This window comes from Acerihabitans sp. (assembly GCF_036398755.1).
GTDB lineage: Bacteria > Pseudomonadota > Gammaproteobacteria > Enterobacterales > Enterobacteriaceae > Acerihabitans.
Window position 1 is genome coordinate 1 of the sequence record NZ_DASWOM010000075.1, and the last position, 3069, is coordinate 3069.

The window sequence follows — 3069 nt, forward strand, 5'->3', positions numbered from 1 at the left end:
ACGGAAGCGGCTCAGCCACCGTTACGGCTTCCACTTGGCACCGATGCCTATCAACTTATACAGGCCAAACTTGATGCCATGCGAAAAGATTTTGAAAAGTGGAAGGAACTGACTGTTAGTACCGACTTTCCTGAAAAATGACGCCGACAACGCCAGACTGGCCAATGATTGCTCCGGGACAGGCCACCTCCGGATGGGCCTGCTCCTGGAAGAGAATGATGTCTGTCTTTATCAAACCTCATTAAACATACGGAGAGTCAGACTCGCCGTCCAGCAGAGCCGCTCAGGGAAACTTAAGCGGCTTTTTTTGCCACAGGAGGTGTTTGGCAGGTTAAAGCGAAAAATACCGCGCGATATCCGTAAGCAGCCCAGGATGGGAAGGATGCCAGCCGACGCGCTGCCGGGTCTGCGTGCCTGATGCCCGCATGTCCATCTGCGCGAACATCGCCAGCCAGCCAAAATGGTCATTAGCGGCTTCAGACGAGAGGCTGACCAGCGGGACACCCAGGCCCACGCTAATTGCTTGCGCGATATCACCAAGAGGGATGCCTTCTTCCGCTATCGCATGGTAACGCAGCCCGGAGTGCGGTTGTTCCACCACCAGCCTGTAAAGCGCAGCGACATCAAGAAGATGAGCGGCGGCCCACTGATTGGTCCCCTCACCCACATACGCGGATACCCCTTTCTCGCGCGCAAGCGCAATGAGTTCAGTGACGAACCCTTGTTTACATTCATTATGAACCTGCGGGAGCCGGACAATCGAAACGTTGACGCCGTTGTCCGCTACGCGGGCTCCGGCCAGTTCAGTTGACTTGCGCGGGTTGCGCGTCGCGGGGTCATAAAAATCTTCGGTAGCCAGTTGACCGGGCGCGGCGCAGCCCATGGCGGCAACGGAGGTAATGATCAGGGGGCGAAAGGATCCCTGTAGCCCTCTTCCCAGCGCTTCGATGGCCTGGGTTTCTTTTTTCGCCGTCTCTTCTGGATCGCTAAAAGAGTGATCATAAGCACAATGAATCACTGCATCAGCCTTTTGCGCCCCCTCAGCCAGGCTCTGAAGATTTTCCAGCGCCCCCCGGTGAGTTTCTGCTCCGATGCGGACCAGAAGTTGTTCGCTTTTATCCGAACGAGCCAGGCCCGTCACCCGATGGCCGGCCCGGATAAGTTCTGCCGTAACCGCAAGTCCAATAAAACCGGTGGCTCCCGTTAAAAAAATATTCATAATTTTCCCCTGCTAAGCGGTTTCTGATTAACAACTTCACCCTTAATGGCAGTGTAAAAGATGAATATCGGTACGGTCTCTGCTATAAATACGCCATTCTGTGCAGATCGTACGGTATTTTATGGATCCCCTTTCAGAAGTTCTGTCATTGCTCAAACTGGAGGCTTATATCTCCGGCGGTTTCCCCCTGCAGGCGGGAATCGGCCTCGAATTCAGGCGACACCCGGGCATCAAATGCTACGTTGTTATTGACGGAAACTGCTGGGTCTCTGTCACCGGGCGCCAGGAGGCCATCTTTCTAAAATCGGGCGACTGTGTGTTTCTGCCTTCCGGCGCCCCCTTTTGTCTGGCGACCGATCCCGACAGCCCACGACAACCTTTTATCCCGCCGGACAAGGAGGCGGGTTCTGCGCTGACGATGCAGGCGCCCCAGGACGGCGCGTTTATTCTTGGCGGACGTTTTACCTTCAGCAGCGCCCATGCCGATATCCTGCTGCATTCCCTGCCTCCGCTGATACCGATCGCCGAGGGTATTGGGCAACAGGTTATGCGTAATGCCATGGAATGCCTGCGTGAAGAGCTGCGCCTCCCCCAACCGGGAAGTGATTTGATTGCGCAGCAGCTGGTACAAATCATGCTGGTTCAGGCGTTAAGGGTATTGCTTCAGCAGGAAGGGGATGAACGCGTTGGCTGGATGTTTGCCCTTTCCGATCCGCATCTCAAAGCCGCGCTTAACTATATGCACCAGGATCCCGCTTTCCCCTGGACCCTGCGGGAACTGGCAAATCGGGTTGGCATGTCCCGGACCGTTTTTACCAAACAATTTAAACAGAAGGTCGGCACCACGCCGATGAAGTACCTCTCCCGATGGCGAATGTTGCTCGCAGGAGAGCGCCTCAGACACTCACGCGAGTCGATCACCCAGATATCGCTGTCCGCCGGGTACGACAGCGATAGCGCGTTTGGCCGGGCGTTTAAAAAAGAGTGGGGATGCTCTCCGCGCGAGCATCGCCAACAGCGGCCAGGGAAAAATACGATCTCGTCATCAAATGCAGGCAAATAACACACCGCCTGATGCAATAGCCATTTACTGCGACGCGATGCGATCGTTGAACGCCTGATAAAAAGCGGCATAGTCTCCGCGTTCAGCAAAGCGCTGAGGCTTCACTTTTTCAACCAGGACTTCCGCGATATCGGGCTGAGCATTGAGGATACTCATCGTTTCCGCAATAAACGCCGCCAGCGGTATTCCGGCAGGATTGCTGGCATGCTTATCACCCATCAGCTTCGTTTGTACCAGTGGAGGAACAAGTTCGGTCACCTGTACGGAAGTATCACGCAGCTGGTAACGCAGACTCTGCGTCCAGGAGTGAATCGCCGCTTTCGTTGCACAGTACGTCGGAGTAGGCGCGATCGGTACAAAAGCTAAACCAGAAGAGACCGTCAGGATGGCGGCATGGGGTTGGGCCAGCAAATGTTCAATCAGCGCAGCCGTTAAGCGAATCGGCCCCAGAAGATTGGTGGTGATTTCGGCTTCCGCAACCGAAACATCGCCGCTTTTCAGATCTTCCGCACGCATGATCCCCGCATTATGTACAACAACATTTAATCCGGGCCAGCCGCTTTTTAACGATGTGGCACAGGCCCTGATTGACTCAGGACTGTCTATATCAAGTACGATGGCATGCATGCCCGGGTTTGCTGCGACGGTATTATCCAGCGCTTCTTTTCGCCGTCCGGCGATGATCACCTCATTGCCCGCAGCATGGAACGCCTCGGCCAGCCCGCGGCCAATACCGGCCCCTCCACCTGTGATCAGAATCGTATTGCCGGTCAGTTGCATTAAAATT

The 3069-nt window shown here is 55.1% G+C and carries 3 protein-coding genes; 1 reads left to right on the top strand and 2 read right to left on the bottom strand.

Annotated elements, in window-relative coordinates; genetic code table 11:
- Positions 1–331: 331 nt before the first annotated feature.
- Positions 332–1219, bottom strand: a complete 888-nt coding sequence (locus VGC33_RS12095; RefSeq protein ID WP_331121009.1) for an SDR family oxidoreductase — start codon at positions 1217–1219, stop codon at positions 332–334.
- A 121-nt stretch (positions 1220–1340) separates the two neighbouring features.
- On the opposite strand from VGC33_RS12095, the gene VGC33_RS12100 reads away from it, so the two are divergent.
- On the top strand, positions 1341–2282 hold the full coding sequence (locus VGC33_RS12100; RefSeq protein WP_331121010.1) for an AraC family transcriptional regulator: 942 nt from the start codon (positions 1341–1343) through the stop codon (positions 2280–2282).
- A gap of 24 nt (positions 2283–2306) precedes the next feature.
- On the opposite strand, the gene VGC33_RS12105 is transcribed toward VGC33_RS12100, so the two are convergent.
- The coding region (locus VGC33_RS12105; protein WP_331121011.1) for an SDR family oxidoreductase at positions 2307–3069 on the bottom strand (763 nt) is incomplete at its 5' end.